Genomic DNA, 26366 nt, shown 5'->3' on the forward strand with positions numbered 1-26366 from the left:
AGCGTGCTGGTCGACAACGCCCTACAGCACGGCCGCGGGATGTGTCGGATCGACGTGAGCACGCTGCAGGCCGGCGAACTGGTCCGTATCACGGTCGCCGACGAGGGCGAGGGGGTGGCCGACGAGATCTCCGCGCACATCTTCCGGCGCGGTTTCTCGGCAGGGAAGCGGCCGGGCGCCGGTCGCAGCGGCGTCGGACTGTCTCTGGCGCGGGCGCTGATCGAGGCCGACGGAGGACGACTGGAACTCACCGTGCGACGTCCCCCGGTCTTCGCGATCGTCGTCCCGGCCCGGTATGCCAGCGGGTACGGCGAGGAGCCGGGCGAGCAGGAGGATCCGGGCCAGGACGACTCGGACACCGACGTCACGCGTGACCGAGTTCCTCATCGTTGAGTTCGGCGAGCGTCGGGTGCAGGTCGGTGGACCCGGCATCGCCGCCGCGCAGGAGCTCCTCCGGGAACGCGAACTTGCGCAACGCCCAGAACCGGAAGGCCATCTGCATCAGGTTGCCGATGACGTAACCGAGGATGAAGTCGACGACCACGACCTCGGACACACTCAGGTTGGACCGCATGTCGAACACGTTGTTCCCGACGAACAACGGTGCGGCCTGGAGGATGACGCCGATCCCGCTGATGATGAAGAACAGCAGCGCCTCGTGGTGCCGTTCCCGGCCGCCGCGGTTCTTGAAGGCCCACTCGCGGTTGAGGATGTAGCTGAGGATCGTCGCCAGCACACCGGCGATGACCTTGGCGATCACCGGCTTGGTCTCGAGGATCGTGAGGCTCAGGCTGTAGAAGATGGCGAGGTCGAAGATGAACGTGGTGCCGCCGACCATCGCGAACTTGATGAGTTCGTGGTGCCGCATCACGAGCCGTCGGACCGGCGCTGGGAGGCGAGCGATCAGCTCGTCGATCAATGGCACAAGATCTGAGTGTACGAAACAAAACACCGGGGACAGTTCTCCGGGCGGTTGTGCGGATGACCGACCCGACGTGCCACGATGGTTCGCGTGAATCCACGCGAGCCGGATGGAGCGCCTGTGCCCGGGCCTGTGACCTCGAATTCCACGGTGCCACCCACTCCTGAAACGGCGCGCACTGCCGGGGCGGCGTCGGGTATGCCGAAGGTCACGATGATCGGTGGCGGACAACTCGCCCGGATGACCCATCAGGCGGCGATCGCCCTCGGACAGTGTCTGCGTGTCCTGGCCGCATCCGAGTCCGATCCCGCCGCACAGGTGAGCGCCGACATCGTCCTCGGCTCGCACGACGAACTCGACGACCTCCGCCGCGCGGCCGCGGGTGCCGCTGCACTGACCTTCGACCACGAGGGTGTGCCGCTGCGCCACCTGGAGGCACTCGAAGCCGAAGGGGTGGCGGTCCTGCCGCCGTCGAAGGCGCTGCACTTCGCCCAGGACAAGCTGGCCATGCGCGTTCGCCTGGCCGAGCTGGGTCTGCCGGTACCGGCGTTCGCCGATCTCGCCGGCGACCGTGCCGCCGCCCGCGCACGTCTCATCGAGTTCGGCGAGGCCAACAACTGGGAGATCGTCATCAAGGCGGTCCGTGGCGGCTACGACGGCCGTGGGGTCTGGCTGGTCGACGGCGCCGACGAGGCGCTCGCGGTCTTCGACGAGTACCCGTCCGATGCTCCGGCGCTGCTGGCCGAGCAGAAGGTGCCGATGCGGCGCGAACTGTCGGCGATGATCGCCCGGTCCCCGTTCGGGCAGGGCGCGGCGTGGCCGGTCGTGGAAACGATCCAGCGTCACGGCCAGTGCGCCGTCGTCCTCGCACCCGCACCGGATCTCTCCGACGCGGTCGCCGAGCAGGCACAGCAGATGGCATTGCGGCTCGCCGACGAACTCGGTGTGGTCGGCGTCATGGCGATGGAACTCTTCGAGACCGTCGACGGCGAGCTCGTCGTCAACGAACTCGCGATGCGTCCGCACAACAGCGGTCACTGGACGATGGACGGCGCGGTCACCTCGCAGTTCGAGCAGCATCTGCGTGCCGTCCTCGACTACCCGCTGGGCAACACCGCACCGACCTCGCCGCTGACCGTGATGGCCAACATCCTGGGCGCGCCGACCGCCCCGGAGATGTCCATGGACGAACGTCTTCACCACCTGATGGCGCGCATGCCCGAGGCGAAGGTGCATCTGTACGGCAAGGGCGAGCGTCGCGACCGGAAGATCGGCCACGTGAACGTCGTCGGCCGCCAGGGTGAATCGATGGAATCGGTGCGTGAGCGCGCCGAGCGTGCCGCGCAGTGGATGTCGCACGCGACGTGGACCGACGGATGGGATGTGCATTCATGAGTGAGACCGCAGAGTTCCGGGGTCCCCGCGTGGGCCTGATCATGGGCAGCGACTCCGACTGGCCGACGATGAAGGCCGCCGCGGAGGCGCTCGCCGAATTCGACGTGCCGTTCCAGGTGGGTGTCGTCTCCGCGCACCGCACCCCGCAGCGAATGCTCGACTACGCCGCCGGCGCCGCCGCCAATGGTATCGAGGTCATCATCGCGGGAGCCGGTGGGGCAGCGCATCTTCCGGGCATGGTCGCCTCGGCGACCCCGCTCCCGGTCATCGGTGTGCCGGTGCCGCTGCGTCACCTCGACGGACTCGACTCGCTGCTGTCGATCGTGCAGATGCCCGCAGGCGTGCCCGTCGCGACCGTCTCGGTCGGCGGCGCGCGCAACGCCGGTCTGCTCGCCGTGCGCATCCTCGCCTCGTCCGACCCCGCCCTGCAGGAACGGATGGTGTCCTTCCAGAAGGGCCTCGAGCAGATGGTCCTCGACAAGGATGCCGCCCTGCAGCAGGAACTGCTCGGCGACTAGCCCTGTCCGGCAGGCGATTCCGGAATGGTGGGCTGCAGACCGAGTTTGTCGGTGAAGAAGTGCAGCACCCGGTCGAACGCCTCCCTGGTGGGTTGTCCGGGTTCGTCGTAGAGGTCCTCGGTCAGCACCGAATGCGGCCGGGGGAACATCGAATCCGGGTTCGCCGCGTCGTCGGGGAGTTCGATCCCGATGAACGAGTCGCCGAGAAGCTCTTGGAGATAGGCGAATCGCGACCGCGGCGAGAGTTGATCGCCGGCGAAGCGCAGACCCATCACCTCGAGACCGCGAGCGCACCGCGCCTGCACCTTGGCGAGATCGGCGGCGTCGACGTCGATCGCGCGGGCGCGCCCGGGAAGCACCGCGAACGGCAACGACGGCTGCGAGAGCACCGGCGCCAGCATCCGTTCGTCGGTCGCCATCGCGAGCGCGAAGCCGCCGGTGAAACACATCCCGACCGCGCCCACCCCGGGGCCGCCGCAGCGGTCGTGCTCGCGGGCGGCGAGTTCGCGCAGCCATGCTGCGACCGGTGATGTCTTTCCCGTTGCGAGGATGGTGAATTCGCGGGTGATGCAGGTCTTGGCGATGGTGCCCAGCATGTTGCGCACCGCTCCCACACGGCCGAGATTGTCCGGTCGCGGGTCCTGACCGTCGACGCCGAACAGCGACGGCATGACGGCCGTTGCGCCGAGATCTGCGATGCGTCGGGCCACATTCGCGACCTTCGGGCTGATGCCCGGCATCTCGGCGATCACGATGACCGCGGGGCCCGTGCCCTTGCGGTAGACGCGGCGGGTGTCACCGCGCAGCGCTACGTCCTCCGCGGTGAAGTCGTCGAGCGGATCGTCGGCCATCGCGGGTCAGTCCTTGTGGAGGGTGCCGAGGAGCGCCGACTCGAAGGGCATCGCGAAGATCTTGGCGCCGCCGGCGAGGTCGGGGGAGTCCGACGGCACGACGCGGGGCCCGGTGACCCGATAACGCTTGTCCTTGCGGACGATGGCGAAGGAACCGGCCGCCTGCACGTTGCGCACCCAGTCGGTGTGCCTGCCGTACGTGAGAACGATGGTGAGCTTGTCCCGGTCGACCCAGGCCAGCACCGGGATCGAATACGTCTTCCCGGACTTGCGGCCGACGTGCTCGACCATGGCGAACGGTGGCAGGTGAGGTGCCCACATCCGCTGTATCGGATTGGTGACGATCTTGTTGAATCGGGCCAGTGCGTCAGGTAGTCGCATGTCCCCACTGTGCCGTATCAGCTCCGATCTTGCGGGCCGAGCGGCATTTGCGGCTATTCGGCGAAGACGACGCCGGCCTTCTCGACCTCGGCGATCGCGGTCACCCGCTCCGCGGTCGCGTTGGCGACGTGCACGAGACTGCCTCCGGCGATCATCGGTGCGAGCAGGTGGGCGAGAACGCCTGATGCGGTGTGCCAGGGGCGCGTCGACACCACGCGGGTACCTGAGGCGATGCCGTCGCGCTCGGCGACCGTGCGGGCTTCGGAGATCACCTCGGCCGTCGGGGTGCCGTCGAGCGCCTCGACGGCGGGGGACCGCGAGACGAACTGGTCGCCGTGCACCCGCACGACGCTGCCGTAGTCGCCGACCCCGGGCGGGAGATCCCGCAGGGGCAGCGCGAACGGATCGAGTGATGCCACCACGACCTCGTCGGCATCGGGATGGTCGTCGAGACGGTCGCGAGAGGTGAAGACCACCAGCGGTTCCGACGCGTCCGCGGTGGCGTCCGGTCCCGGGATGCGGACATCGGCGCCGGACCACAGTGCGCCGAGCAGGATTCCGGCGGTCTGCCAGTGCTCGGGCAGGTCCACCACGACGACATCCCCGGCGTCCACGCCGATCTCGTCCACCAGATAGTTGGCGGTCTTGGCCGCCCAGTTGCCGAGGGTGGCCGCCGACAGCTCGGTGCGCTCGCCCGTCGCCTCGTCGTAGTAGGTCAGCAGCGGACGCGAATGATCGGTCACCGCACCGAAGATCGCGTCGGCGACGGTGTCATGAGTGCTCAGTTCACGCACATCGGCCCCTCGTTCCCGGCGGTGATCGGCGGCCGCTTGTTGCCGACGCGCTCACTGGCCGGGGTGTTGTCGGTCTGGTCACCGGTGTCGCCGAGCCCGCCCGGACCGGCGTAGGTGTTGGTGAGGATCACCTTGAGCCGGTCGTCGGCGAGCTTCGGGTCCTCGACGACCTTCACGCCGCCGAGGTCCTTGGCGAGCAGCCGGGCGGCGTCACCGTTCTCCTTGGCGTAGACCACCGAGTCCTTGGTGTCGGCCTTGCCGCTGGAGGTCTCACCGGACTGATAACCCTTGTTGGTCAGGATGTTCGCCACATTGGACCCGAGTCCGTCGATCGTGCCGGCGTTGACGACGTCGACCTTGAAGTCGCCGCGCTGGGTGTCACCGCCCGTCTGCTTGGGCGTGAGGAGATCGCTGGTGTAGGTCTTCACCGCCTGCGGGTCGACCTCGACGACGGACTGCAGACCGTCCTCGCTCCAGCCCTGTTCGGTGACGATCGGGATCGTCGCGAACTTCACCCGCCCGCCGCTGAGGTCCTTCAGCTGCTCGGCGAAGCTGATGATGTTCCAGCCGTCGTCGATCACGATGGAGCGCGCCACCGCGTTCTGCATCTCGGAGAGCTTGCCCGGGTCGGTGAGAGTGCCTGCGGACAGCACCTTCTGGGTCAGCGAGGCCATGAAGGCCTGCTGACGGGTGATGCGGTCGAGGTCGCCGCGGGGGAGTCCGTGGCGCTGGCGCACGAAGCTCAGCGCGCGGGGGCCGTTGAGCGTCTGGACACCCTTGCGGAATCGGGCGCCGCTCAACGGATCCCGAACCGGTGCGTTGAGGCAGACGTCGATGCCGCCGACCGCATTGGTCAGCAGGACGAAACCGAGCAGACCGACCTCCGCGTAGTGGTCGACCTGGACGCCGGTGAGGTTGGCGACGGTGTCCACCAACGCCTTCCGGCCCGCGAGCGTGCCTTCCTTCTCCGCTTCCTCAGGTGACTGCCCGGCTTCGACGGCACGGGCGCGCACGCCTTCGCGGGTGGTGCCGTAGGCGGCGTTGATCTTGCTCATGCCGATTCCGGGAACGTGGACGTACGAGTCACGCGGGATCGAGATCGCGGTGGCCGACGAACCGTCTTCGGGGATGCGCACCAACAGGATGGTGTCGGTGTTGGTGGCGACCTCCTCGCCCGAACGGAGGAGCTTGATCTCCTCCGGCGAGAGCGGGTTGCCCTTCGCGTCGGTGCGGGAGTCGGTGCCCACCAACAGGATGTCGACGGCGCCGTCCTTCGCGCCGCCCAGGCCGAGTCCACCGAGCTGCGTGATGCGAGTCTCCAGATCGGACATCGTGTTCCAGGCGTAGCCGGTGCACAGCAGCACGGCGACCGATGCGATCGCGATCAGCGCGCGGCCCCAGCCGGCTCCGGACGCCCAACCGGCGCGAGGGCGCGTCGAGGTGCCGGGCGGTGCGGTCGGCGGCGTCGCCGGTGCGCCCGTCCTCGGTGTTCCGGACTTCGGCGCGCCCTTCTCGGGGGAGCCGGTCCCGACCGTGCCCTCACCGGCAGTCGCCTTGGGAGAGGCTGCCTTCCGGGCGGGCGACTTCGGCGACGCTGCCTTCCGCGGTCCGGCTGCCTTCGTCGGGGCTGCCTTCTTCGCGGCGCTCTTCTTCGCGGGAGCCTGCCCGGGGTCGGGACGGGGTCGACGCTTGCGGGCGGTGTCCCGAGGTGTGGGGTCCTCAGGTGCGGGTCGCCGGCGTTCGGCGGGCTTCGAGCGCGTGTGGATCTCGCCGGACGAGCGTCGACCGAGAGGCTCGTCGGCACGACGCGGACGGCGGGGGGACGCAGGATCCTGCGGTGGGACACGCCGGCGAGGATCACGCTCCTCGCCGGGGCGTCGTCGGGGCATGCCCTCGGCGTCGCGGGCGGGGATACGTTCCGGAGGTGGCTGGCGTCGCGCCCGCTCCGCGGAATCGGCACGGGTCGGTGCCTCGGGAGCACGCCGAACCACGCGGCGTCGGGGACCGGCCGCCTCGGCGTCCACGGGACGCGGGCGGGCACCGTGGGGAGGCCGCCCCGGTTCACCAGCGCGTTCGCCGCGCACCGGCCGTCGGCCGTTGTCGGCATCCGGAGTGCGCCGGCTGCCCGGCTCCGGCGGTACCGCACGCCGGGGACGCGGCCGCCCACGTGCGCCGTCGGATGGTGAATCCACTGGTCAGCGGTCCCTTTCGAGTTCGTCATGCTGCTCGACGGTGGCGCCGGTAGGTCCGCGCCATGGGATTGTCGGTGCAGAAGTGAAAGTTGGTGTTGTGCTGTCGTCAGGCTACTGAAGTGATTCGGGAATCCGAGAACGCAACGCCGAGGAGTCGAGTAGCGGTCGTCACGTGGATGACCGTGGAGTCGTGGCCCACCAGGGTCTGCGGCACGATGGTGCGCATGCGCGTCACGCCCAGCACCCCCACCGTGTACATCGTCGGCGCCGGCGGTCAGCTCGGCACCGCACTCCAGGGGAGGTCGGCCCAGGCGCCCGACTCCGTGGTGTGTCGACCCCTGACCTCCGCCGACATCGACATCGCCGACGAGACGTCGGTGGCGGCCGCGCTCGGCGACCTCGGGCCCGATGACGTCGTCGTCAACTGCGCCGCCTACACCGACGTCGACGGCGCCGAGTCGGACGTCGACGGCGCCCGCCGCGTCAACGCCACCGGTCCCGCCGTGCTCGCGGCCCACACCGCCGCCGCGGGGGCATGGCTGATCCACGTCTCCACCGACTACGTGTTCCCGGGTGCCGCACCCGCCTCAGACCGTCCCGATGGCTACGAACCCGACGACGTGAGCGGCGAACCGGCCACCGTCTACGGGGCCACCAAACTCGCGGGCGAACGCGCCGTCCTCGATGCGGACCCGCGCGCCACCGTCGTGCGCACCGCCTGGGTGTACACCGGCGGGCCCGAGAGCCGCGACTTCGTGGGGACGATGCGGCGTCTCGAGCAGGCGCGCGAGACCGTGTCGGTCGTCGACGACCAGCTCGGTTCACCCACCTATTGCATCGACCTCGCCGACGGGTTGTGGGAACTCGTGGCCGCCGGGCCCCGCGCCGAGGTCGCCGGAGCCGTCCTGCACGCCACCAACGCGGGCCGCGCGACCTGGTTCGACGTGGCCGCAGCCGTCTTCGAGGAGGTCGGCGCCGAACGGTCACGCGTACTGCCCACGACCACGGCGGAGTTCCCGCGCCCGGCACCGCGCCCGGCCTACTCGGTGCTGTCCGGGCGTTCCTGGGCCGCGGCAGGGCTGACCCCGCTGCGGGACTGGCGTGCCGCGCTGCACGCGTCGATCGCCGAGTCAGAGGGTTCGTTACCCTGAGCCGGTGCCCGCTCAGCTAGCCGTCGTCACGGTGACCTACTCCTCCGGTGATCACCTCGCGACATTCCTCCGCAGTCTCGACGCCGTGACCGACGTGATGCCGCAGGTCATCATCGCCGACAACGGCTCCGACGACGGCGCACCCGAGAAGGCCGAGCAGGACTACGAGTCCGTCACGCTGGTCCGCACCGGCGGCAACCTCGGCTACGGGCGTGCGATGAACCGCGGGGTCGCCGAACTCGATCCCGGCATCGAGTTCGTGCTCATCGCCAACCCCGACGTCGAGTGGAAGCCCGGCTCGATCGACGAGTTGCTCGCCGCCGCGCAGCGCTGGCCGCGTGCCGGGTCCCTCGGACCGCTGATCCGCGAACCCGACGGCACCGTCTACCCGTCGGCGCGTCGCGTCCCGGACCTCGTCTCCGGCACCGGTCACGCCATCCTCGGCACGGTGTGGAAGTCCAACCCGTGGACCGCGGCCTATCGCGCCGACGACGAGGCCCCGTCGGAACGGGCCGTCGGCTGGCTCTCCGGCTCGTGCCTGTTGATGCGCCGCAAGGCCTTCGACGCCGTCGGCGGTTTCGACCCGCGCTACTTCATGTACATGGAGGACGTCGACCTCGGCGACCGCCTCGGCAAGGCCGGGTGGCAGAACGTCTACGTCCCCTCGGCGGAGATCGTGCACACCAAGGGCCACAGCGCGGGCCGGCACCCGGAGAAGATGCTGCCCGCGCACCACGAGAGCGCATACCGGTTCCAGGCCGACCGCAACACCGGCGTCCTACGCGCTCCGCTGCGGCTCGCGCTGCGGGCCGGGTTGGCCGTGCGCTCCCGCCTCGCAGTACGGGCCGCCCGCCGAGCATTGTCGGCTCAGAACACCCCGACGAGCGAAAACAACGGATAGGTGCTGAAGTGAGTACCGATCATCACGAAGAAGGGACCGATCAAGTGGATCAGTACACCGTGCGCGACTCGGTGGGGAGTGAATCCGTCGGGGGATCGGGTCCGGTCGCCGGGGACGTCCAGGCGGTCGTCCTCGTCGGCGGCAAGGGCACTCGGCTCCGTCCGCTCACCCTCTCGGCGCCCAAGCCGATGCTGCCCACCGCGGGCCTGCCCTTCCTCACCCACCTGCTGTCGCGAATCCACGCCGCCGGCATCCGCGACGTCGTCCTCAGCACCTCCTTCAAAGCCGAGACGTTCAGCGAGTACTACGGCGACGGCTCCAAGCTCGGCCTGAGCCTACGCTACGTCACCGAGGACGAGCCGCTCGGCACGGGCGGCGGCATCCGCAACGTGCTCGACGAGCTGACCGCCGACACCATCGTCGTCTTCAACGGCGACGTACTCGGCGGCACCGACGTCCGCGACGTCATCGACAGCCACCGCAAGGCCGACGCCGACGTGACCATCCACCTCGTGCGGGTCAGCGATCCGCGCGCGTTCGGCTGCGTGCCGACCGACGCCGACGGTCGGGTCACAGCCTTCCTGGAGAAGACGCAGGACCCGCCGACCGACCAGATCAACGCCGGCACCTACGTCTTCAAGCGCGAGATCATCGAATCGATCCCGTACGGCGTGCCCGTCTCGGTGGAGCGCGAGGTGTTCCCGCGTCTGCTCACCGAGGGCAAGCACGTCCACGCCCACGTCGACCACGCCTATTGGCGCGACATGGGCACCCCCGAGGACTTCGTCCGCGGCTCGGCCGACCTGGTCCGCGGCATCGCCCCGTCACCGGCACTCGGCGACCGGCGCGGTGAGTCGCTGGTCCACGAGGGTGCGGGCGTCGGCCCGGGTGCCCTGCTCATCGGCGGCACCGTCGTCGGCCGCGGTGCCGAGGTCGGCCCCCGCGCACGCCTCGACGGCGCGGTGGTCTTCGACGGCGCGGTCATCGAGGCCGGCGCGGTCGTCGAACGTTCGATCATCGGTTTCGGCGCACGCATCGGCCCGCGGGCACTGATCCGCGACACCGTCGTCGGCGACGGCGCGGACATCGGTGCGCGCTGCGAACTCCTGCGCGGCGCCCGCGTGTGGCCCGGAATCGAGATCCCCGACAACGGAATCCGCTTCTCGACGGACGTCTGAGGCCCCAGAACCCGGTTCGTGTCCGGGTCAGCGCGTCTTGACGGCGGCCAGCACGCCGGGCCCGAGTGGGATCACGACCGGCAGCAGGCGCTCGTCGTCGGCGATCAGCAGGGCCGCCTCGCGGGCAGCGGCGGTGGGCGGGTCGGTGCGGGACGGGTCGCCCACCGTGCCGTCGGCGGTCGCGTTGTGCACCACGACGACGCCGCCGTCGCGCAGCATGCGGACCGCCTCGGTCACGAAACGCGGGAGATCCAGCAGCGGGCCGTCGATGAAGACCAGGTCGTACGACGAGTCGGAGAGGCGCGGCAGCACGTCGGTGGGCGTGCCGTTGATGAGTCGTGTCCGGCCGGGCGAGATGTCGGCCCCGGCGAACGACGCCCGCGCGGCGCGGTGGTGTTCGGGCTCGGGGTCGATGGTGGTCAGGACGCCGTCGGCGGCCATGCCGTTGAGAAGCCACAGGCCGCTGACGCCGGTGCCGGTCCCGATCTCGGCGACCGCCTTGGCATCCGCGGTACGGGCCAGAAGCGCGAGCAGCGCACCGACCGCAGGGCTCACGGGCGTGGCGCCCAGTTCCTCGGCGCGGGCACGGGCGGCGATGACGGCATCGTCCTCGACGATCGCCGACTCGGCGTAGGCGATCAGATCGGGGCCGGCGGACGGGGTTGACTCGGTCACGCGTCGAGGTTAACCGCCGGTCGGGCCAACCCGGACATGGCACGCCGACCTGCGCGAATCCGGGTCGCTTCACATCCTCAGGGAACACTCAGCCGACTCATACGGCGACCACACTCCGGTAGGAGAGGGTAAGGGCGTCCGGTTGACGGTATCTCCGTTCCAGGTCGGTGTGAACGTCGGCCGAATGGGGAATACCCGATCGGTGCGACGTTGTTCCACACGGTGAGTGCTCTGGGTCACCGGGCTGTGTTCACGAGAGAGGAACCGACCACCCACCATGACCGATTCCCGCGATTCCATCGACGACGTGCCTGCCGTTCCGGCGGGCACCGCCGGTTTCGACGCCACCGGCGACGAACTGCTGATGCCGTCATGGGACGAACTGGTACGCGAGCACGCCGACCGCGTCTACCGCCTGGCCTACCGGCTGTCGGGAAACCAGCACGACGCCGAGGACCTTACCCAGGAGACCTTCATCCGGGTGTTCCGATCGCTGTCGAACTACCGCCCCGGGACCTTCGAGGGCTGGCTGCACCGCATCACCACCAACCTGTTCCTCGACATGGTCCGCCGCCGCAGCAAGATCCGCATGGAGGCGCTGCCCGAGGAGTACGACCGCGTGCCGGCCGACACCCCCGACCCGCAGCAGATCTTCGACGCCACCAACCTCGATCCCGATCTGCAGCTCGCCCTCGACTCGCTCGCGCCCGACTTCCGCGCCGCGGTCGTCCTCTGTGACATCGAGGGGCTGTCCTACGAAGAGATCGCCGCGACGCTGGGCGTCAAGCTCGGCACCGTCCGCAGCCGCATCCACCGTGGCCGGCAGAGCATCCGCGACGCCCTCGCCGCCCAGGGGCACACCAGCAGCCGTTCCGTCGCCATCGGGGCGCACAGCTGAGATGCCGCTCCGCGTCGGTCGATAGTCGGACGCCTCACCTCGGACAACTCGTCCGCGGAGCCGGGGAACCACGAGTCGACGTGCGTCGTTGTCTGACTCGGATAAGCTGAGACGTTGCGTGCGGGCACGGTCACGCCACATGTGGCGGCACGGTCCGCCGACGGTGAGTACCGTGGCGAACAGACTCGGCAAAGGCTGAAAGCGGATTGCGGCGGACACGTCGTGGAGAGGGGTGACCGACGATGATGGACGGCGATCGCGGGCGTCCGACCCGGGGCGGCGGTGTCGAGCCCCCGACTCCCAATCTTCGTCGCCGGCGATCCTCGTGGAGCGCCGACTCCTGGACTCCGGCCCCCTCGTCGTTCCTGCCCAATCGCGGCTATCGCGCGCCCGGTACCGCCGGCGGACGCCGATTCGCACCCACCGAACATCTCGCCCCCGAGGCGGTTGCCGCCTTCGTCGACGGCGAACTCGGCATGTCGGCGCACGCGCGTGCCTCCCATCACCTCGCGCTCTGCCCGGAATGCGTGGCGGCCGTCGACGCCCAGTCCCTGGCCCGCACCCGACTCCGCGAGTCCGGCCAGGTGTCGGTGCCCGCGTCGCTCCTCGGCGCGCTCTCCCAGATCCCGACCCGCGAGATCGATCTCGGCTCGGACACCCCGACCGACGGCATCCCCGGCGCCCGCGACACGATGCGCCCGCCCGCGAACCCGCTCATGCGCGACACGGGCCGCGGCCGCAACTTCCGCCGTCGGGGTCGGTGAACGTGGCCGACGGAACCGGACCGCAGGGCGAGGACACCTCGACTCCCGGTGGTGACGCGCAGTTCGCGCGCCGCGAAGAACCCCCGAACACGCAACGCCTGACGCCCGGACGCCCGAGGCACTCTCCGGTGTCGCCGTCGACAGCGCAGGTCTTCGGCCGCCCCTCGGGGGTGCGCGGCTCATTCGCGACAACGCCGAGCAGTCACTCCGCGCCGCAACCGCACGTCGCCGATCCGGACCCGGTGCTCGCCGAGGCCTTCGGCCGGCCGCCGGGTTCCGACGAGACACTGCAGCGCGACCCGCTCGCCTCCTACGGCCAGGCCGAGGACGAGCCGCGGGGCAACGACCCCTGGCGTGATCCGGAGAGCCCGGCGCGGCTCGTCGACCCGGCACTGCCGACCGCGTCGTCGGCGCCGGCCACCGACCCCGGACCCAAGCTCGGTGTTCGGGATGTGTTGCTGGGCAACCGAATCAGTTGGAGCGCGCTCGCGACGCTCGCGATCATCGCCCTGCTCATCGCTCTCGTCGGCGGTCTGATGGGACGCTGGACCGCCGAGGTCGCGGCCCCGCTGACCACCGATTCGGTGGAGCTGTCGACCGACGACTCCGGCGACGGATCGGCACCGCGTTCGTCGGTCGCCGAGGTGGCGCGGGCCGTCGAGAAGTCCGTCGTCGCCATCGACGTGCGCGCGTCCGGGGCCTACTCGACCGGCTCGGGCTTCGTCATCGACAAGGCGGGGTACATCCTCACCAACAACCACGTGATCTCGATGGCCGCGAACGACAAGAGCGCGAAGCTCGAGGTCATCTTCTTCGACCGGCAGCGCGTCGCCGCACGTATCGTCGGCCGTGATCCCAAGACCGACCTCGCGGTGCTCAAGGTCGAGAACGTGAAGAATCCCACCGTCTCGGTCCTCGGTAGTTCCGCCGATCTGCAGATCGGCGAGGAGGTCGTCGCCTTCGGATCGCCACTCGGCCTGAACCGGACCGTGACGAGCGGCATCGTCAGCGCCACCAACCGTGCGGTGGCCCTCACGCCCGACGCCGAGTCCGACACCGATGCGGTCATCGACGCGATCCAGACCGACGCCTCCATCAACCCCGGCAACTCCGGCGGCCCGCTGGTCAACGCCGACGCCAAGGTGGTCGGTATCAACACCGCTGGTCGGCTCGGTGCCGGCGGCGGGTCCATCGGCCTCGGCTTCGCCATCCCGATCGACGAGGCCAAGCCCATCGTCGAGGCCCTCATCCGCGACGGCAAGGTCAACCACGCCCAGATCGGCATCAACGTGAGCTCGGTCCGCAACGAGCGGGTCCTGGGCGCGCAGGTGCGCAACGTGGTGTCCGGCGGACCCGCCGAACGTGCGGGGGTCCGCGAGAACGACGTCGTCACCTCGTTCAACGGACGGCCCATCGAGAGCGCCGACGAGTTGAATGTCGCGGTCCGGACCGCGAAGATCGGTGAGGAAGTCCCGTTCCAGTACTGGCGGGACGGGCGCACGTTCAACGGCACGATCACGCCGCAGAGCGACTGACACCGGGACGAGGTAGATGTTCAGCAGTATCGGATGGGGCGAGATCGCGATCCTGATCGTGGCAGCCCTCGTCATCCTCGGACCCGAACGGCTCCCCGGCGCGGTGTCCTGGTCGATGCAGTCGCTGCGCAAGGTCCGCGACTACGCGACCGGTGCCACCAACCAGCTCAAGGACGAACTGGGGCCGGAGTTCGAAGACCTGCGCAAACCCCTCGCCGACCTCAACGAGTTGCGGGGGATGACGCCGCGCTCGATCGTCACCAAGCATCTGCTCGACGGCGACGACTCGCTGTTCCGGCTGGGTGAGGACGCCACGACCGTCGATCGCAGCACCACCCCGGTGCCGCCGATCAAGCCGGTATCGGCGCCGATGTCGCTCGACAAGAACACCGACACACCTCCGGCCGAGCCGCCCTCGGGCAGCGCGCCGGTCCAGCGCCGGTCGGGTGGCCGTCCCGCCGTCTCCGACTGGGACGCGACCTGACCTGAACTCTCAGGAGTGGCGGACGGTATCGAGCCCGAGGCTCATCCCGGCCAGTCCGCGCTTGCGCACGGCGAGCTTCGCGGCGATCGCGCGCAGCGCCGATCCGGCGGGGGAGTCGGGGGCCGACAGCACCACCGGGACCCCGGCGTCGCCGCCCTCGCGTAGAGCGGTCTCCAGCGGCACCTGTCCCAACAGCTCCACCGGAGCGCCGACCGCACGGGTGAGACGCTCGGCCACCTTCTCGCCACCACCCGAACCGAACGGTTCCATGCGGGTGCCGTCGGGCAGCTCGAGCCAGGACATGTTCTCCACGACGCCCAGGATCTTCTGGCGGGTCTGCAGTGCGATCGCACCGGCGCGCTCGGCGACCTCGGCGGCGGCCTGCTGCGGGGTGGTGACGACGAGGATCTCCGCACCGGGGATCAGCTGTGCGATGGAGATCGCGACGTCGCCGGTGCCCGGCGGCAGGTCGAGCAGGAGGACGTCGAGATCGCCCCAGTAGACGTCGGCGAGGAACTGTTGCAGTGCGCGGTGGAGCATCGGCCCGCGCCAGGTGACCGGGGTGTTGCCGTCGGTGAACTGGCCGATGGAGATGAACCGCACGCCGTGGTTCATCGGCGGCATGATCATCCGCTCCACCTGGGTGGGCTTGGCGTCGCTGCCGAGCATCCGTGGGACGGAATGGCCGTAGATGTCGGCGTCGAGGACACCGACGGTGAGTCCGCGCTCGGCCAGCGCGGTCGCGAGATTGACCGTGACACTGGACTTTCCGACACCGCCCTTACCGGAGGCGACGGCATACACGCGGGTCAGGGACCCGGGCTGGGCGAAGGGGATGACCGGTTCGGCCTTGTCCCCGCGCAGCTTCTTGCGCAACTCGGTGCGCTGCTCGTCGTCCATGACGTCGAGTTCGACGCGGACCGCGCCGACACCGGCGACATCGGCGACGGCTTTCTCCACGCGCTGGGTGATCTCGGTGCGCAGAGGGCATCCCGACGTCGTCAGGTAGATCCCGACGTCGACGCTCGCATCGTCGTTGATCGTGACCGACTTGACCATCCCGATGTCGGTGATGGGCTTGCCGATCTCCGGATCCTTGACCTTGCCCAGAGCGGCGCGAACTGCCGATTCCGTGGGCGCAACTCCTGTAGTCATCTGCTCCAGCGTACCGGCGTCACCGGCAGACCCCGGTGGTGGTCCCGGGGTCGGCCGCGAGGTGACGGATCAGCGGACGGGCACCGGTGTCGTCGCGGGACCAGGCACCCCGGCGCGCGACTGCGGCTGCGGCGTCTTCTTGGTGATCGGTGCCTGCTTCTTGGTCGGCGGCGGTGCCTGCCCGGGCAGGGTGATCGTCGGCAGACAGACGATGAAGCAGTTCTGCGGTGGCGGGGCCGGCTTGCGCACCGAGGGCGACGACGAGGACGGTCCCGACGGCGGCGTGGACGAGGACGAGGAGGAACTCGACTTGCTCTTGCTCTTGGAGCTCGACGCCTTGCGCTTGGCCTCCGGGATCGGGTTGGTCGGCATCACGCCGGTGGCGTAGGCGCCCGCCCAGCCGAGCACGTTCGCCACATACTCCATCGACCGGTTGTACCGCAGGACCGCGGCGACGCGGGTGCCCTCACCCATGATGTCGCTGACCCCGGCGCACAGGTAGCGCCCCGCCGAGTAGGTGGCGTCGAAGACGTTGTTGGGGTCGGCCTTGCCGTCGCCGTTGGCGTCGGAGCCCCACGACGCCCAGGTGCTGGGGATGAACTGCATCGGCCCCATGGCGCGGTCATGTGCGGAGTCGCCGTCGATGCGGCCACCGTCGGTGTCCTTGATGACGGCGTTGCCGGCCAGCGAACCGTCGAGGACGGGACCGGCGATCGTGTTGACCGTGGTGCCGTACTGGTCGACCGAGCCGTTGCTCGCGTGGTTCGACTCGATCCGGCCGATACCGGCGAGGAGGAACCAGGGCAGTTTGCACTGCGGACTCTCGGCGCCGACCCGGTTGGCCGCGAGTTTGTAGGCCTGCAGGACCACGCCGGGGATGCCGAGAGGACCGGAGGGAAGATCGTTCGCGAGCCGGAACTGAGGTGCGGGCAGTGCGGCGGCCGGCTTCTCCGGCGGAGGTGCGAAACCGAGAAGGGTGACCGGTGAACCCGGCACGACGTCGGCGACGACGACCGGTGCCTCGGATCGTTCCGGGGTTGCGGCGGCGAGCACGCCGTGTGCGCTCGACGACGCCGTACCCAAGACCATGGTGCCGACGAGGGCGCCACCGACGACGATGGTCGCGGCCCGGCGGGGGAAGTGCAGGGGACGCTGCGGCCCACGACGGCGCCGCACCAGGTTGAGCGGGCTCACCGACGGCCACCGTCGTGTGCTGTGCGCCCGTTTACGGGGCGGCCCGCCGCCGTCATTCGGCGGTCCACCGCCGGTCCCCGCGGATGACTCGCCATCCGATTCTTCGTTCCCGACTGCACGATCACATGTACTCCGTTGTCAAAACACCACACGTCTGCCCCCGAGGACGCAGTGATTGCCCGCTCCGAGCCGCACGGCCTGGAGCCGAGAGCGAATACACCCGACCGGGTCGGTGTCGTGTGACCGACATCCGGTTCCGGCCGAACTGTGACCCACCATACATATTGGGTCTGATGACCCAATGGCGAACTCCGCATTTGCTCGACATCACTCACTTCGTCGCTGAGATGCGGAAAGTTACAGCGGCAAACTCATGTGAGAGAAGTTACTGGAGTGACATAACGGTGCGATGTCGAGCGGTCTTTGGACGGGACCGGGTAGACGGTTCGCTCAGTGGAACCGGTCGTCGCCGTCCGCATCGTCCGAGCTGTCTGCCGCGCGTGCGGCGAGCCGTTCGGTCAGCTCGTCGAGGAGGTCGTCGAGTTCCTTGCGCAGATAGTCGCGCGTGACCGTGTCGCCGACGGCCAGGCGGACCGCGGCCAGCTCGCGCGCGAGGAACTCGGTGTCGGCCTTGGTCTGGGCCGACCGCATCCGATCTTCCTCCAGCGCGACGCGGTCGCGGTTCTCCTGCCGGTTCTGGGCGAGGAGGATCAGCGGGGCGGCGTAGGCCGCCTGCGTGGAGAACGCCAGATTGAGCAGGATGAACGGGTAGGGGTCCCACCGGATCGTCACCGCCACCAGGTTCAGCGCGATCCACACGATCACGATGACGGTCTGGATCAGCAGGTACCGCCCGGTGCCCAGGAACCGGGCGACACGTTCGCTGTACATCCCGACCACGTCGGAGTCGAGATTGAACGAGATGGTGCGCCGCGTGCTCGGGATGTCGAGTTTGCGCCCGCCCTGTTCGCTCATCGGATCCTCACCTGCGCGTTGGTGCCGGCCGGCCGGTCGATGTCCTCGGGTTCGGTCTCACGCCAATCGCGCGGCAGGATCTCGTCGAGGAGGTCGTCGACGCTGACGGCGCCGAGCAGATGGCCGGCCTCGTCGACCACCGGGCCGCAGACGAGGTTGTAGGTCGCGAAGTAGCGGGTCATCGTCTCCAGAGAGTCTTCGGGGTGCAACCGGGCGAGGTCGGTGTCCAGGATGCCGCCGACGAGGTGGGCGGGCGGTTCCCGCAGGAGTGCCTGCAGATGGACGCAGCCGAGGTACTTGCCGGTCGGTGTCGACGTCGGGGGGCGCACGACGAACACGATGCTCGCCGCGGCGGGGGTGAGGTCGGGGTTTCGGACGCGGGCGAGTGCCTCGGCGATCGTCGTCGACGCGGTGACGATGATCGGCTCGGAGGTCATCACACCACCGGCGGTGTCCGGGGAGTGCAACAGCAGGCGGCGGACCGGTTCGGATTCCTCCGGGTCCATCTCCTCGAGCAGGGCCTCGGCCTCGGTGTCGGGCAGCTCGCCGAGGAGGTCGGCGGCGTCGTCGGGGTCCATCTCCTCGAGGATCGTGACCGCCCGGTCGCGGCCGAGCGCGGTGAGCATCGCCTTCTGGTCGTCGGACGGCAGCTCCTGGAGGACGTCGGCGAGCCGTTCGTCGTCGAGCGCGGAGGCGATCTCGCCGCGCCGCTTGGGCGGCAGCTCGCGCAGGGCGTTGGCCACGTCGGCCGGACGCATCCCCTCGAACTGCATCAGCGCCTGGGCGACGCCCTGGCCCGGGAGGTCGAGAGAGGACTGTGTGATGCCCTGGACGCTGGACCATTCCACGACGTGGGTCTCGTGCCGCCGGCGCAGTCCGCGACGACCCGCGCGGACCGCCACACGCGACACGACCCAGTCCCGGGTACGCGTGCGTTCGATGCCGAGATCGACCACGGTCACATCGGCGTCGGCGAGCTCCGGGAGGTCGGGATCGGTCACGCGAACCCGCGTGTCCAGGATCTGGCCGATCGCCAGGGCCTCGCCGGGGCGCAGATGCAGCTTCCGGAGGCTCACCGTTCCGGTGTTGAGGGTCACCGCGCGCGGCTCGATGCCGGTCACGCGCAGCATCGGAACGAAAATCCTTCGGCGAGTGGTCAACTCGACGGCGAGGCCGAGCGCGCGCGGTTGCTGACCCGACAATCGGATCGAGATCACCACGTCACGGACCCGCCCGATGGACTCACCGTCGGGACCAAGGACGACCAACCCGACTAATCTGGCCACGAACACCTTGCTCACCGACGACATGGGAGTAAGGGTAGTGCCAACGGTTCGACGAACGTCGTCTGCGACGGTGGATCAGCCGCGACGCCCGTCGACTCACTTCCACAAGGGGAGGTCCCGAAAATGACGAATCCCATGCGCCCGAGCCGGGAGACGCCGGGCCTGCCGACCCCGCCCAAGGGCTGGCCGATCGGCTCCTACAGCACCTACGCCGAGGCTCAGCGTGCGGTGGACTACCTGTCCGACGAGAACTTCACGGTCCAGGACGTCACGATCGTGGGTGTCGACCTCATGCAGGTCGAGCGGGTCATCGGACGCCTCACGTGGGGCAAGGTGATCGGCGGCGGTCTGGTGTCCGGTGCCTGGCTCGGCTTCTTCTTCGGGTGCCTCGTCGCGCTGGTCTTCACCGGCTCGCCGCTGGCGCCGATCATCGCCGGCATCGTGGGCGGCATGGTCTTCGGTGTGATCTCGGCGACGATTCCGTACGCGGCGACCCGCGGACAGCGCGATTTCGCGTCGACGATGCAGCTGGTCGCCGGACGCTACGACGTCCTGTGCGATCCGAAAAGTGCAGAGAAAGCGCGCGACATGCTCGCCCGCCTCACGATGTGAGACTCGAGTCCTAGAGGGACACGGGGCGATCACGATCGGCGGGGGAGTGGCACGCCCATGCCGAATGTGTTGCATGTCACGAATCGCGCCGTATAGCGTTGCACCTCGGACGCTCACGGCGGAGCACCTCGGGTGTCCGCCGCGTACGACATCGAGGAGGCTGCGTGCGGAGCAGGGTCAGCACTGATGATGGAACGGGCCGCACTGGCCGATCGGGGGGTTCCCGGCGATCGGAGGGCGGCCCGCCCGGTTCTCGAACCACAAGTCGCGTAAGGCGGAAGGTCCTCGCGGCGGCCGTCGCCGCGGCGGCGGCGCTTCCCGTGTTGTCCGCGTGTGGCTCGGGATATGAAGCGGGCGTACTGAATTTCTATCCCCCCGCCGACGGCGCCGACACCTTCGCCGCGATCGGCGACAAGTGCTCGGCCGATTCCGGCGGCGCCTACAAGGTCGTCACGACCCCGCTGCCCAAGGGCGCCGACGATCAGCGTCTGCAGCTGGCCCGTCGCCTCGCGGGCAACGACTCCGGACTCGACCTGATGGGCATGGACGTGGTGTGGACCGCGGAGTTCGCCGACGCGGGCTGGATGGTTCCGGTGCCCGACGCGATGGCCGCGGAGGTCTCGGCGCGCTCGCTCGGCGGCCCCCTCGACACCGCGGTGTGGAAGACGGATGAGGATGAGCGCGAACGCCTCTACGCGATCCCGTTCTCCACCAACACCCAGTTGCTCTGGTACCGCAAGGATGTCCTGGAGGACAAGGTCGACCGCCGCCGTCCCGCCTCGACGTGGGACGGGATGCTCGAGGATGCACTGGTCAGCGGCCGCAACGGCGGACCGACCTACATCATGGTGCAGGGCAGGCAATATGAGGGCCTGATGGTCTGGTTCAACTCGGTGCTCGTCAGCGCCGGGGGCCAGGTCGTCGACCCCGAGAACCCCGACCAGGTGACGCTCAACGACACCCCGGAACATCGCGCCGCCACGGTCCGCGCACTCCGGACGCTCAAGGCGGTGGCCACCGCACCGGGCGCCGACCCGTCGCTGACCAACTCCGACGAGGGGGCGGCCCGCCTGGGCATGGAGAGCGGCAAGGCCCTCTATGAGGTCAACTGGCCCTTCGTGTTCCCCGGTATGCGCGAGAACGCGGTCGCCGGCGCCGTGCCGTTCCTCGACCTGACGAAGTACGCGAACCTGTACGCCGACAGCGCGAATCCGCCGTCCGACCGGGACGTGATCCCGCTCAACCGTGAGATGCAGAAGGTCTTCGACTTCGCGCCGTACCCGGGCTTCGAGGGCTTGCCGACGAAGACGACCCTCGGTGGCATCAACATCGCCGTCGCCAGCACCTCCGAGCAGCAGGATCTGGCCTGGCAGGCCGCCGAGTGCATCACCAGCGAGGCCGCGCAGAAGAACTTCTCGCTCAACGCGGGTCCGCCGCCGGTGATCGAATCCATCTACGACGACGCCGATTTCCGCCTCGCCTACCCGATGGCGGAGGAGATCAAGCGGCAGCTGCAGCCCGAGCACGCCGCGGTCCGACCGAAGTCACCTGACTACCAAGCGATCTCGACGCTGCTGCAGGCAAAGCTGAGTCCGGTCGGGGCGTGGGATCCGGAGACACTGGTGGACGAACTCGCCGAGGCCGTCCAGAAGGCAATCGACGGGGAAGGGTTGGTTCCGTGACCGACGACAACACACCCGGGCGCAGGCCGAACGGGGACGACTCCGCGGACGAGTCCACGTTCCGCGCGGGCCGTCACGCGCTGCCCGACGATGCCCCGGCCCAGACCGGTCCGATACCGATCGTGGGTGACAACCCTCCGGTCCATTCCGACGAGCTGTGGAAGGCTCCTCCCGGAGGCCGCCACGAGGCATCTTCCGGTTCGAACCCGTCGGCGTCGACATACGCCAACCCGGTGGGGGAGAGTCCCGGATCCGTCGGCGTCGCACCGTCATCGGGCGCCGCCACCGCGGTCGCCGAACGACCCCGTGCCGAGGCCGCACCGAAGCCCCGCAAGCGCAGTGAGGGCAAGACCGCCGAGCGGCGACTCGCGTTCTGGCTCGTCGCGCCGGCCGCGCTGATGATGCTGCTGGTGACCGGCTACCCGATCATCTACGCCGTCTGGCTGTCGCTGAACAAGATGAGTCTGTCGGCGCCCGGCGAGCGTGAATTCGTGTGGTTCTCGAACTACGCGACGGTGCTGACCGACAACTACTGGTGGACCGCATTCGGAGTCACCGTGGGCATCACGGTCGTGTCGGTGCTCATCGAGCTCGTCCTGGGCATGGCCATCGCACTGGTCATGCACCGCACCATCTTCGGACGCGGCACGATCCGCACGGTGGTCCTGATCCCCTACGGCATCGTGACCGTGGCCGCGGCATTCTCCTGGTACTACGCGTGGACGCCGGGCACGGGTTACCTGGCGAACCTGCTGCCCGACGGCAGCGCGCCACTCACCGAGCAGTGGCCGTCGCTGGCGATCATCGTCCTCGCCGAGGTCTGGAAGACCACGCCGTTCATGGCGCTGCTGCTGCTGGCAGGTCTGGCCCTGGTGCCCGACGACCTGCTCAAGGCCGCACAGGTCGACGGCGCGGGTGCGTGGACGCGCCTGTGGCGCATCATCCTTCCGCTGATGAAGCCCGCCATCCTCGTCGCGCTGCTCTTCCGCACACTCGACGCGTTCCGCGTGTTCGACAACATCTACGTGCTCACCAGCGGGTCCAACAACACCTACTCGGTGTCGATGCTGGGCTACGACAATCTGTTCGGCGCATTCAATCTGGGCGTCGGATCGGCGATCTCGATCCTGATCTTCATCTGCGTGGCGATCATCGCGTTCGTGTTCATCAAGGGGTTCGGCACCGCCGCACCGGGTTCCGACGACGAGGGGAGGTAATCCGGTGAATTCGAGCGGAAAAACCAAGGCGTGGTGGTCGATCGCCAACATCCTGGTGATCCTGTACGCACTCATCCCGCTGCTGTGGATCATCAGCCTGTCGTTCAAGCCGGCGTCGAGCGTGACCGACGGGAAGTTCATCCCGAGTGAGTTCACCCTCGACAACTACAAGTCCATCTTCGAGACCAGCGCCTTCACCTCGGCGCTGATCAACTCGATCGGCGTCGGACTGATCACGACCCTCATCGCGGTGATCCTGGGCACCATGGCCGCCTACGCCGTGGCACGCCTGGAGTTCCCCGGCAAGAAGGTCCTCATCGGGGCAGCGCTGCTGATCGCGATGTTCCCGCAGATCTCGCTGGTGACACCACTGTTCAACATCGAGCGTCGACTGGGACTCTTCGACACCTGGCCGGGCCTGATCCTGCCGTACATCACCTTCGCGCTGCCGCTGGCGATCTACACGCTGTCGGCCTTCTTCCGGGAGATCCCCTGGGAGCTGGAGAAGGCGGCCAAGATGGACGGCGCCACCCCCTGGCAGGCGTTCCGCAAGGTGATCGCGCCGCTGGCCGCGCCGGGCGTCGTGACCGCCGCGATCCTGGTGTTCATCTTCGCCTGGAACGATCTGCTCCTCGCCCTGTCGCTGACCTCGACCGAACGAGCGATCACCGCCCCGGTGGCCATCGCGAACTTCACCGGCAGCTCGCAGTTCGAGGAACCGACCGGTTCGATCTCGGCCGCCGCGGTCGTCATCACCATCCCCATCATCATCTTCGTGCTGTTCTTCCAACGTCGAATCGTGGCCGGTCTGACATCCGGCGCCGTGAAGGGATAACCCATGGCAGACATCGTTCTGGACAAGGTCACCAAGCAGTACCCGGACGGCTCCACCGCGGTCCACGGGGTCGACATCGAGATCGGCGACGGCGAGTTCGTCATCCTCGTCGGACCGTCGGGATGTGGGAAGTCGACGACGCTCAACATGATCGCGGGACTCGAGGACATCTCCTCCGGCGAGCTGCGGATCGGCGGGGAGCGCGTGAACGAACGCGCACCCAAGGACCGCGACATCGCGATGGTGTTCCAGAGCTACGCGCTCTACCCGCACATGTCGGTGCGCGACAACATCGCATTCCCGCTGACGCTTCAGAAGCTGCCGAAGGATCAGATCGCCGCCAAGGTCGACGAGGCCGCGCGCATCCTCGATCTCGGGCAGTACCTGGACCGCAAGCCGGCCAACCTGTCCGGCGGTCAGCGTCAGCGTGTGGCGATGGGCCGCGCGATCGTGCGCTCGCCCAAGGCATTCCTCATGGACGAGCCGCTGTCGAACCTCGACGCCAAGCTGCGCGTGCAGATGCGTACCGAGATCGCGCAGCTGCAGCAGCGACTGGGGACCACCACCGTCTACGTGACGCACGACCAGACCGAGGCGATGACCCTCGGCGACCGCGTCGTCGTGCTGCGTGGCGGGCATGTCCAGCAGATCGGCACGCCGCAGGAGCTGTACAACAACCCGACCAACGTGTTCGTCGCCGGGTTCATCGGTTCGCCCGCGATGAACTTCCTGTCCGGGCGCCTCGGCACGGACGGCATCGAGACCGCGATCGGCACGATCGCCCTCGACGATCACCGCGCCGTGGTCTCGCGGGCGGGTGACGTCGGAAGCAGCGGCGAGGTTCTCATCGGCATCCGCCCAGAGCACCTCGAGGATGCCTCCCTCGTCGACGACACCACTCGCCGGCAGGGTGCGACGTTCACCGCGAACATCGACGTCCTCGAGTCGATGGGCTCGGACATCTACGCCTATTTCAGCATCGGCAACGGGTCGAACCGGGCGTCGAGCGATGCGCTCGCCGAGCTGTCCGCCGATTCCGGTGCCGACCTCGGGGGCAGCCAGCTCATCGCCCGCCTGTCGCCGGATTCGAAGGTCACCCGCGGTTCGACCGCCGAGCTGTTCTACGACGCCTCGAAGGTGGCGGTCTTCGACCAGAGCTCGGGAGAGTCGCTGCGCCGCCGCTGATCTCCGTCTGCATCGCGTCGCTGCGCGACCACTACCGCCGTCTACGGTCGGAGTGGTCGCGCAGTTCGTCGAAGACCTTCTCGTCCCAGACGTGCCTGCGCACCAGGCGATAGCGTTCGCAGGCCACCCACATGTACAGCTCGGCGTCGCTGGTCAGGTCGTCGCGGATGCCGGCCCGGCGGGCCATTCGGACGACGGGCAGGAACTCCTCACCGAACCAGCGTCGGGCGACCTCGGTGCGACTCAGGAACTCGCCGAGCTCCTGGGAGAGCCGAAAACCCCACGCCTCCACGTTCTCCGCGAGTTCGGCGTAGTCGAACGCGTCGGTCAGCTTGATGGCCTCGGCCTGCGCGCCCTCGAGCGGAACCCGCGACAGGAACAGCCGGCGGTGGTCCTTGAGGATCAGGTCCGACGGTGCGTTGATGCCCTCCGGTGAGATGCGCGTGTGGATCTCGGTCACGTAGGCGTCGATCGTGGTCAGGTTGCGCGCGATGGCGATCGAGACGCGGTGGTGGCCGTCGATGACGAAGTGCATCGACCCGACCCGGTAGAGCTGTACCGGCGGCACCGACTCGCCGCGACGCTGGGCGGCGGCGATCCGCTGCCACCGCTCCCGCATGTGCGACGAGGTGGGACGGAAGTACCGGTCGAAATCCTTGGTGCGGTCGACGCTTCCGACGATCGAGGACACCTCGACGACCTGCAGGCCGATCACGGTCTTGCCCGTGGCGCCGAGCGCGGCGACCACCTCGTCGAAGGGCAGGATGGTGTTGACGTCCGCCGGCTGCCGCATGAACCACTGTGCGAGCCGGGCACGTTCGGCCTGGCGTCGTAGCCGGGCGAAGTCGTATTCGGCGTCGGCCTCGGGGAATCCGGTGTCACGCGCCATGTCTGCGCCTCACGATGTCCACCTTCCGGGTCGCCGGATCGATGTCGAACTGGCAGAACCCCACGACGTTCATCGACGTCGTCGTCTCGCCGATGGGTAGGTCGCGGGGGCGGCTGCCGTAGGGATGGACGTGCCCGTGCACGAGCAGCGTCGGGCGCAATGCGCGGACGAGCGGGTGATAGCAGTCGAAACCCTGATGCGGGGTGTCGTCGCCGTCGCCGACGCCGCGTGCGGGGCTGTGGGTGAGCAGGATGTCGGTGCCGCCCCGGTTCGCCAGGGCCGTTTTCGACAGGATGTTCCCGCAGCGCAGGCGTATCGATCGCAGACGCTGCTGGATGTCGGTGTACTGGTTGGTCCCGCCGTTGTAGCAGCGGCTGCCGCCGAGTCCGCTGATCCGCAGTCCGGCGACCGTCACCGTGCGCCCGTCGGCGTTGATGCCGCCGCACGGACCCGGGTCCTCGGTGGGGAGGCCCGCGCGGGTCCAGCCGGTGCGCCCGCGACGGTAGCCCCGCAGTTCACGGTCGTGGTTGCCGGGAACGTAGACGCACGGTGCGTCGCACAGTGACGACAGGATCTCGAGATAGTCGAACGGGAGGTCGCCGGCGCCGAGGATGAGGTCGGGACGCCCCTCGATTCCGACGCCGTAGGTGAGAGAGTCCACCACCTCGTCGGCGACCGCCAGAACCCGGACCATTGC

General features: G+C 68.9%; 27 protein-coding genes. 15 read left to right on the forward strand and 12 right to left on the reverse strand.

Going from position 1 to position 26366, the window contains the following annotated elements:
- Nucleotides 1–393 (forward strand): sensor histidine kinase (locus GOALK_RS19000; protein WP_006360455.1); only part of this gene is annotated, 393 nt, incomplete at its 5' end.
- Here GOALK_RS19000 and GOALK_RS19005 read toward each other — a convergent pair.
- Nucleotides 365–925: a GtrA family protein gene (locus GOALK_RS19005; RefSeq protein WP_035750723.1), complete on the reverse strand. Its 561-nt coding sequence runs from the start codon at nt 923–925 to the stop codon at nt 365–367. The genes GOALK_RS19000 and GOALK_RS19005 overlap by 29 nt on opposite strands.
- A gap of 78 nt (nt 926–1003) precedes the next feature.
- On the opposite strand from GOALK_RS19005, the gene GOALK_RS19010 reads away from it, so the two are divergent.
- Nucleotides 1004–2317 carry a 5-(carboxyamino)imidazole ribonucleotide synthase gene (locus GOALK_RS19010; RefSeq protein ID WP_040004354.1) on the forward strand — a complete coding sequence of 438 codons (1314 nt, stop codon included), beginning with the start codon at nt 1004–1006 and terminating at the stop codon, nt 2315–2317.
- Nucleotides 2314–2835 (forward strand): 5-(carboxyamino)imidazole ribonucleotide mutase, encoded by a 522-nt coding sequence (gene purE, locus GOALK_RS19015; protein ID WP_006360458.1) that lies wholly within the window; start codon nt 2314–2316, stop codon nt 2833–2835. The genes GOALK_RS19010 and purE overlap by 4 nt, the downstream gene beginning before the upstream one ends.
- On the opposite strand, the gene GOALK_RS19020 is transcribed toward purE, so the two are convergent.
- The 4 genes from GOALK_RS19020 to GOALK_RS19035 are packed head-to-tail and all read right to left on the reverse strand — an operon-like array spanning nt 2832 to nt 7053.
- The gene (locus tag GOALK_RS19020; protein ID WP_006360459.1) at nt 2832–3686 is read right to left on the reverse strand and encodes a dienelactone hydrolase family protein; all 855 of its coding nucleotides are present in this window, start codon (nt 3684–3686) and stop codon (nt 2832–2834) included. The genes purE and GOALK_RS19020 overlap by 4 nt on opposite strands.
- 6 nt (nt 3687–3692) lie before the next feature.
- Complete coding sequence (locus tag GOALK_RS19025; RefSeq protein ID WP_035750728.1) at nt 3693–4067, reverse strand: nitroreductase family deazaflavin-dependent oxidoreductase; 375 nt, start codon at nt 4065–4067, stop codon at nt 3693–3695.
- Between the two features lie 53 nt (nt 4068–4120).
- A complete protein-coding gene (locus GOALK_RS19030; RefSeq protein ID WP_006360461.1) occupies nt 4121–4861 on the reverse strand; it encodes a TIGR03089 family protein in 741 nt (246 codons plus the stop codon).
- On the reverse strand, nt 4849–7053 hold the full coding sequence (locus GOALK_RS19035; RefSeq protein ID WP_006360462.1) for an LCP family protein: 2205 nt from the start codon (nt 7051–7053) through the stop codon (nt 4849–4851). The genes GOALK_RS19030 and GOALK_RS19035 overlap by 13 nt, the downstream gene beginning before the upstream one ends.
- Before the next feature lie 215 nt (nt 7054–7268).
- On the opposite strand from GOALK_RS19035, the gene rfbD reads away from it, so the two are divergent.
- From rfbD to manB, 3 genes are read left to right on the forward strand one after another with little or no spacing between them, the layout of a single operon-like run.
- A complete protein-coding gene (rfbD, locus tag GOALK_RS19040) occupies nt 7269–8204 on the forward strand; it encodes a dTDP-4-dehydrorhamnose reductase (protein ID WP_006360463.1) in 936 nt (311 codons plus the stop codon).
- Between the two features lie 4 nt (nt 8205–8208).
- Nucleotides 8209–9105 carry a glycosyltransferase family 2 protein gene (locus GOALK_RS19045; RefSeq protein ID WP_006360464.1) on the forward strand — a complete coding sequence of 299 codons (897 nt, stop codon included), beginning with the start codon at nt 8209–8211 and terminating at the stop codon, nt 9103–9105.
- Nucleotides 9106–9149: 44 nt separating this feature from the next.
- On the forward strand, nt 9150–10283 hold the full coding sequence (gene manB / locus GOALK_RS19050; protein WP_006360465.1) for a mannose-1-phosphate guanylyltransferase: 1134 nt from the start codon (nt 9150–9152) through the stop codon (nt 10281–10283).
- 27 nt (nt 10284–10310) lie between these two features.
- On the opposite strand, the gene GOALK_RS19055 is transcribed toward manB, so the two are convergent.
- Nucleotides 10311–10958 carry an O-methyltransferase gene (locus tag GOALK_RS19055; protein ID WP_006360466.1) on the reverse strand — a complete coding sequence of 216 codons (648 nt, stop codon included), beginning with the start codon at nt 10956–10958 and terminating at the stop codon, nt 10311–10313.
- Between the two features lie 277 nt (nt 10959–11235).
- Here GOALK_RS19055 and sigE point away from each other — a divergent pair, with 277 nt between their 5' ends.
- The 4 genes from sigE (at nt 11236) to tatB (ending at nt 14639) form a co-directional block, all read left to right on the forward strand.
- Nucleotides 11236–11856 (forward strand): RNA polymerase sigma factor SigE, encoded by a 621-nt coding sequence (gene sigE, locus GOALK_RS19060; RefSeq protein WP_006360467.1) that lies wholly within the window; start codon nt 11236–11238, stop codon nt 11854–11856.
- Nucleotides 11857–12098: 242 nt separating this feature from the next.
- Entirely contained in the window at nt 12099–12620 is a 522-nt protein-coding gene (locus tag GOALK_RS19065) for a hypothetical protein (RefSeq protein WP_006360468.1), read from the forward strand.
- Between the two features lie 2 nt (nt 12621–12622).
- The gene (locus tag GOALK_RS19070; protein ID WP_372512870.1) at nt 12623–14155 is read left to right on the forward strand and encodes a S1C family serine protease; all 1533 of its coding nucleotides are present in this window, start codon (nt 12623–12625) and stop codon (nt 14153–14155) included.
- A 16-nt stretch (nt 14156–14171) separates the two neighbouring features.
- On the forward strand, nt 14172–14639 hold the full coding sequence (gene tatB / locus GOALK_RS19075; protein ID WP_006360470.1) for a Sec-independent protein translocase protein TatB: 468 nt from the start codon (nt 14172–14174) through the stop codon (nt 14637–14639).
- A 9-nt stretch (nt 14640–14648) separates the two neighbouring features.
- On the opposite strand, the gene GOALK_RS19080 is transcribed toward tatB, so the two are convergent.
- From GOALK_RS19080 to GOALK_RS19095, 4 genes are all read right to left on the reverse strand, one after another.
- Nucleotides 14649–15794 (reverse strand): Mrp/NBP35 family ATP-binding protein, encoded by a 1146-nt coding sequence (locus GOALK_RS19080; RefSeq protein WP_006360471.1) that lies wholly within the window; start codon nt 15792–15794, stop codon nt 14649–14651.
- A 69-nt stretch (nt 15795–15863) separates the two neighbouring features.
- Nucleotides 15864–16988 carry a lytic transglycosylase domain-containing protein gene (locus tag GOALK_RS19085; RefSeq protein ID WP_006360472.1) on the reverse strand — a complete coding sequence of 375 codons (1125 nt, stop codon included), beginning with the start codon at nt 16986–16988 and terminating at the stop codon, nt 15864–15866.
- 450 nt (nt 16989–17438) lie between these two features.
- On the reverse strand, nt 17439–17963 hold the full coding sequence (locus GOALK_RS19090) for a DUF1003 domain-containing protein (RefSeq protein ID WP_006360473.1): 525 nt from the start codon (nt 17961–17963) through the stop codon (nt 17439–17441).
- A complete protein-coding gene (locus GOALK_RS19095) occupies nt 17960–19273 on the reverse strand; it encodes a magnesium transporter MgtE N-terminal domain-containing protein (protein ID WP_006360474.1) in 1314 nt (437 codons plus the stop codon). Before GOALK_RS19095 ends, GOALK_RS19090 begins: the two co-directional genes overlap by 4 nt.
- Nucleotides 19274–19372: 99 nt before the next feature.
- Between GOALK_RS19095 and GOALK_RS19100 the strand changes: the two genes are divergently transcribed.
- The 5 genes from GOALK_RS19100 to GOALK_RS19120 all read left to right on the forward strand — a co-directional run bounded on the left by GOALK_RS19100 (nt 19373) and on the right by GOALK_RS19120 (nt 24780).
- A complete protein-coding gene (locus tag GOALK_RS19100) occupies nt 19373–19861 on the forward strand; it encodes a YflT domain-containing protein (RefSeq protein WP_006360475.1) in 489 nt (162 codons plus the stop codon).
- 320 nt (nt 19862–20181) lie between these two features.
- Nucleotides 20182–21543, forward strand: coding sequence for an extracellular solute-binding protein (locus GOALK_RS19105; RefSeq protein ID WP_006360476.1), 1362 nt, complete (start codon nt 20182–20184; stop codon nt 21541–21543).
- A complete protein-coding gene (locus tag GOALK_RS19110; RefSeq protein ID WP_006360477.1) occupies nt 21540–22760 on the forward strand; it encodes a carbohydrate ABC transporter permease in 1221 nt (406 codons plus the stop codon). The genes GOALK_RS19105 and GOALK_RS19110 overlap by 4 nt, the downstream gene beginning before the upstream one ends.
- Before the next feature lie 4 nt (nt 22761–22764).
- Nucleotides 22765–23595, forward strand: a complete 831-nt coding sequence (locus GOALK_RS19115) for a carbohydrate ABC transporter permease (protein ID WP_006360478.1) — start codon at nt 22765–22767, stop codon at nt 23593–23595.
- 3 nt (nt 23596–23598) lie between these two features.
- Nucleotides 23599–24780, forward strand: coding sequence for an ABC transporter ATP-binding protein (locus GOALK_RS19120; RefSeq protein ID WP_006360479.1), 1182 nt, complete (start codon nt 23599–23601; stop codon nt 24778–24780).
- 31 nt (nt 24781–24811) lie between these two features.
- Here the strand turns inward: GOALK_RS19120 and GOALK_RS19125 are convergent, their stop codons facing one another.
- Together GOALK_RS19125 and GOALK_RS19130 are read right to left on the reverse strand one after the other, a co-directional pair.
- On the reverse strand, nt 24812–25669 hold the full coding sequence (locus GOALK_RS19125) for a chromosome partitioning protein ParB (protein WP_006360480.1): 858 nt from the start codon (nt 25667–25669) through the stop codon (nt 24812–24814).
- Nucleotides 25659–26363 (reverse strand): metallophosphoesterase family protein, encoded by a 705-nt coding sequence (locus tag GOALK_RS19130; RefSeq protein WP_006360481.1) that lies wholly within the window; start codon nt 26361–26363, stop codon nt 25659–25661. Before GOALK_RS19130 ends, GOALK_RS19125 begins: the two co-directional genes overlap by 11 nt.
- Nucleotides 26364–26366: the final 3 nt, after the last annotated feature.

This window comes from Gordonia alkanivorans NBRC 16433, assembly GCF_000225505.1.
Classification (GTDB): Bacteria; Actinomycetota; Actinomycetes; order Mycobacteriales; family Mycobacteriaceae; genus Gordonia; species Gordonia alkanivorans.

What these genes read in the sequence shown, in the direction of transcription:
- GOALK_RS19010 (WP_040004354.1), top strand. Translation starts at nt 1,004, where the DNA reads ATGGTTCGCGTGAATCCACGCGAGCCGGATGGAGCGCCTGTGCCCGGG.
- purE (WP_006360458.1), top strand. Translation starts at nt 2,314, where the DNA reads ATGAGTGAGACCGCAGAGTTCCGGGGTCCCCGCGTGGGCCTGATCATG.
- GOALK_RS19020 (WP_006360459.1), bottom strand. Translation starts at nt 3,686, where the DNA reads ATGGCCGACGATCCGCTCGACGACTTCACCGCGGAGGACGTAGCGCTG.
- GOALK_RS19025 (WP_035750728.1), bottom strand. Translation starts at nt 4,067, where the DNA reads ATGCGACTACCTGACGCACTGGCCCGATTCAACAAGATCGTCACCAAT.
- rfbD (WP_006360463.1), top strand. Translation starts at nt 7,269, where the DNA reads ATGGTGCGCATGCGCGTCACGCCCAGCACCCCCACCGTGTACATCGTC.
- sigE (WP_006360467.1), top strand. Translation starts at nt 11,236, where the DNA reads ATGACCGATTCCCGCGATTCCATCGACGACGTGCCTGCCGTTCCGGCG.
- GOALK_RS19065 (WP_006360468.1), top strand. Translation starts at nt 12,099, where the DNA reads ATGATGGACGGCGATCGCGGGCGTCCGACCCGGGGCGGCGGTGTCGAG.
- tatB (WP_006360470.1), top strand. Translation starts at nt 14,172, where the DNA reads ATGTTCAGCAGTATCGGATGGGGCGAGATCGCGATCCTGATCGTGGCA.
- GOALK_RS19080 (WP_006360471.1), bottom strand. Translation starts at nt 15,794, where the DNA reads ATGACTACAGGAGTTGCGCCCACGGAATCGGCAGTTCGCGCCGCTCTG.
- GOALK_RS19090 (WP_006360473.1), bottom strand. Translation starts at nt 17,963, where the DNA reads ATGAGCGAACAGGGCGGGCGCAAACTCGACATCCCGAGCACGCGGCGC.
- GOALK_RS19095 (WP_006360474.1), bottom strand. Translation starts at nt 19,273, where the DNA reads ATGTCGTCGGTGAGCAAGGTGTTCGTGGCCAGATTAGTCGGGTTGGTC.
- GOALK_RS19100 (WP_006360475.1), top strand. Translation starts at nt 19,373, where the DNA reads ATGACGAATCCCATGCGCCCGAGCCGGGAGACGCCGGGCCTGCCGACC.
- GOALK_RS19120 (WP_006360479.1), top strand. Translation starts at nt 23,599, where the DNA reads ATGGCAGACATCGTTCTGGACAAGGTCACCAAGCAGTACCCGGACGGC.
- GOALK_RS19125 (WP_006360480.1), bottom strand. Translation starts at nt 25,669, where the DNA reads ATGGCGCGTGACACCGGATTCCCCGAGGCCGACGCCGAATACGACTTC.
- GOALK_RS19130 (WP_006360481.1), bottom strand. Translation starts at nt 26,363, where the DNA reads ATGGTCCGGGTTCTGGCGGTCGCCGACGAGGTGGTGGACTCTCTCACC.